3 protein-coding genes are annotated in these 3,425 nt (G+C 30.1%); 1 reads left to right on the top strand and 2 read right to left on the bottom strand.

Translation table 11 applies throughout. The features are described from left to right. Nucleotides 1-65: 65 nt before the first annotated feature. On the top strand, nt 66-830 hold the full coding sequence (locus EC396_RS11955; protein ID WP_129366917.1) for a transposase: 765 nt from the start codon (nt 66-68) through the stop codon (nt 828-830). 93 nt (nt 831-923) lie between these two features. On the opposite strand, the gene EC396_RS11950 is transcribed toward EC396_RS11955, so the two are convergent. Next, nucleotides 924-2,837 carry a hypothetical protein gene (locus tag EC396_RS11950; protein WP_129366916.1) on the bottom strand — a complete coding sequence of 638 codons (1,914 nt, stop codon included), beginning with the start codon at nt 2,835-2,837 and terminating at the stop codon, nt 924-926. 109 nt (nt 2,838-2,946) lie between these two features. Beyond that, nucleotides 2,947-3,425 (bottom strand): DDE-type integrase/transposase/recombinase (locus tag EC396_RS11945; protein ID WP_164975267.1); only part of this gene is annotated, 479 nt, incomplete at its 5' end.

The raw sequence follows: 3,425 nt of genomic DNA, 5'->3' as shown, positions 1-3,425 counted from the left end.
AGTTCAATGGATAATAAAGGCGAATGCTTCTATGGATACTTTGGAATTAAAAGTTCCAAAAGAGGATTTGGAAGCTCATTTGTATAATATTCGTCACATTAGTTCAATGGATAAAAAAAACTTCCATAAGAAAGGCTTCCATCAATAAAGCATCCAAAGAACAACAAGGACTTTGGAGAAACTGTATAGCTGACACAGGTTATAGCAGCGGAGAGAATTATGCTTTTCTAGAAGCAGAAGGATTGGAAAGTTTTATACCACCACACGGAACCTATAAAGGCGGTCCAGAAGGCTTTACCTACAATAAACAAGAAGATTGTTTTATCTGCCCCCAAAATAAAACGATTCCATTTACAAAGGTTTTTTATGAAGGAGAAAACAATAATAAAAAGAAAGAGTATCGAGCATCTAAATACCTATGTATTGATTGCCCTATACGTAGTACTTGTTTAAAAAAGAGTCAAGAAAAACGGATTACCATCACTTATTACAAAGAAGAATATGAGCGTAACAATACAAGGGTAAACAGCAAAAGAGGAAGTTATATGAAAGGTAAACGGCAAAGCACTGTTGAGCCTGTATTTGGCACCCTTACTCAGTTTATGGGACTTAGGAAAATAAATACAATTGGTATACAGCAAGCAAATAAGGTAATGCATCTGTCAGCAATGGCTTATAATCTGAAAAAGTACTTAAAATTCATTTCAAAAACTGTAAAAAGTGATGCAAAACAGGTGCATCATTTTATTTTAACATTAGAGGGCTTTGTAGGCCTTCAAATAAACCTTTTTAAGCGATTCGAAATTGAGAAGAGTTTGCTATTGCTTTAAAAAATAAGCCCCTTAAAAAGGAGCTTATGAAATAGGATATTTGTGTTTTAAGGTCTTGTGCAACGGCTACCGGTGTTAGGCTTCGTTATTTATTTAATCAGGTCTATCAATTATTTCACAGTCAAAACCATATCTGTCAAATACAGACTTTATAGTTTTTATAATCATTAAATCAAATCTATGGCTTCCATTTAAAACATATTTTGTTCTATAATATAGATGCTTTCCATTAGAATAATAACGAAAATTATATTTATTCTCAATGTCATATTTTTTAAATTTTTTACCGAAGACTTTAAAATCTTCTGGGATTTTTTTGATTTTTAAACTTACAAATGCGTGCGCTGTATAGGTCATATGAAATTGAATGAAAGAAGCGAAACTCTTAAAATAATTATCAGCAACTTTTTGTGCCAAGAAATCTGCTGTTTCGAACATTTCAATAAATTTATCAGTAGTATAAGGGTCAGACTTAATTACTTTTCTCTCCTCCAGGTAGAGCTGTTCTAGAAAATGTACTCCGTCATCATTATAACAAAGTAAATTGCCATATTGATAACTTTCATCTATAAGATAGTTTTGAGTAGTTTTTCTAATAATATCAATATTTATCCTAATTAAAAGTTGTTTCGCTATATCCAACATATTTTCAGGAAGTGAACTTAGGGATGGAAGCCAATCATAAAAATATCTACACTTATCAAGTGTATAAATATCTACAAACATTTCTCTTTCGTTTCCTGTGTATCGAAAACGCTTATGTTTTTTCAAGTTCAAATGATAAGGAGCACCTAACTGATTGATTAATAAGTTTACCCAAAGATGCAACATAGGTACATCACAAAAGAGACCACCTCTAGGGTCAATTAGATTGCTTTGAGCTTCTTCTAGGTATTTTAAAGTTTCTTTGTTAAATATTTCTTTGTCGGAATACCAATTTTTAAGAAGATTAGTTAATTGTATTAGTGAATCAATCTTGTTTGTCTTAAAATATCCGTATATATTAGGACTCAAGTCTTTGATATTTTCAATAAAATGTTCAAACCAAAATGACTCTGGTTCCATCAATTTATCTCCATATTTTATAAAGTCATCATCATCTGAAAAATCTAGGGTCTCGACTTTTTTAAGATATTCCTTTAAAATTTTATCATCGAAAAAAATAGATTGAATGTTTTTGTTTTTGAATACATTGAAAGATGGTGTTATAATTTCTGCTAAGTATAAATGAAAGTGAGTTAAAAAAGATGAATATGCGTTTTTATACTTTGATTTAACTATATCTAAAAAATTTTCTTCTTCAATGTAGGGAGAAGTAAGGTACGTACCCTCTTCTTCACTAAGTTCGTGTACAAAGGTTTGATAGTTGAAGTACTCCTTGATAATCTTGGTATAGTTTTCAAAATTATCATCAGCTGGTTTTATCTCTGAATAATTAGTTATTAAAACTCCAAAATCACTTAAGATATTATTTTTAAAAAGTTCTATTGTAGTTTTATAGGGCTTTTGATCTTTGCTAAAAAACGGGGCGGTATAGTCGAGATATACTATATCGAATTTAATTTTTATTACGTCAAATATATGGTCGATTTTAGTTTTAAATATTTTAACACCAGGATAGGAGTGTTTTATAATATTTAGGGCACTTGTAAAGTTTAATTTATCAAGCTCTATTGCCCAAATATTCTCTTCTAATATTCCTAACCCTAAAAGAACTTCTATATCATTTTCAGGTTCTGGACCACAGAAAAATAGAATTTTTAACTTTTCGACAGTAGAATTGCCAAGAGATGACTTTCGATAATCGAGAAACTGTTTAATTATATTTTCTTGAGAGGAAAGGTTTAATCTTTTATCTTTTTTTAAAGTATGTTCAAGATATTCCCAATATAGGTAAAGTTCTTTTTCTGTTATTACCGTAGAGTAGTTTTTGTCAACAGTTAACGTATTTATTGTATGAGTCCAAATATTCTTTCTTGCAATATCCTTTGTTAAATTTTTGTACATATTGTATTATACTGAAATAGGTTGACCATTTTTTTGGTTACTTTAACCGTTCAAAATATTTTTTTTAGCCGTTTAGAAGGCAAAAAAATAATTTGAACTAGGTCAGTTCTTAAATTTTAAGTTCGAGTAAATTTACATGTTTTTTTCGATACGATTTATATTTGATGTTAGGATTGTTATGAACCTCAAAAGGCTTCCTTAAATCCAGGCTAAAATGCGGTCTAATGTTGTTGTAAATATGTACTGCGTTTTTGACAATTTTCTTAGCGAATGTTGTGTTTTTGATTACTTTTTTAAGTCCATATTCATATTTCAGGGTTCTATTAATTCTTTCAGCTACAGCGTTTTCATATGGGTCGTATTGTTCAGTCATACTCATAGTTAAGCCATTATTTTCAGCGAAATTTGTATATTCAGGGTTGCAATATTGAAAACCTCTATCTGAGTGATGTATTATCTTTTCAGTAGGATATTTACGGTTTTTAACAGCCATTTTAAGCGCATCTAAGCATAATGACACTTTCATATGAGAAGCTAGTTTATAGCCCATAATTTGCTTTGAATAGGCATCGGTGACTAAAGCTAAGT

The sequence above is a fragment of the Lutibacter sp. HS1-25 genome (assembly GCF_004121075.1).
Taxonomy (GTDB): Bacteria; Bacteroidota; Bacteroidia; order Flavobacteriales; family Flavobacteriaceae; genus Lutibacter.
This window is presented reverse-complemented; position numbering and strand designations above follow the sequence as displayed.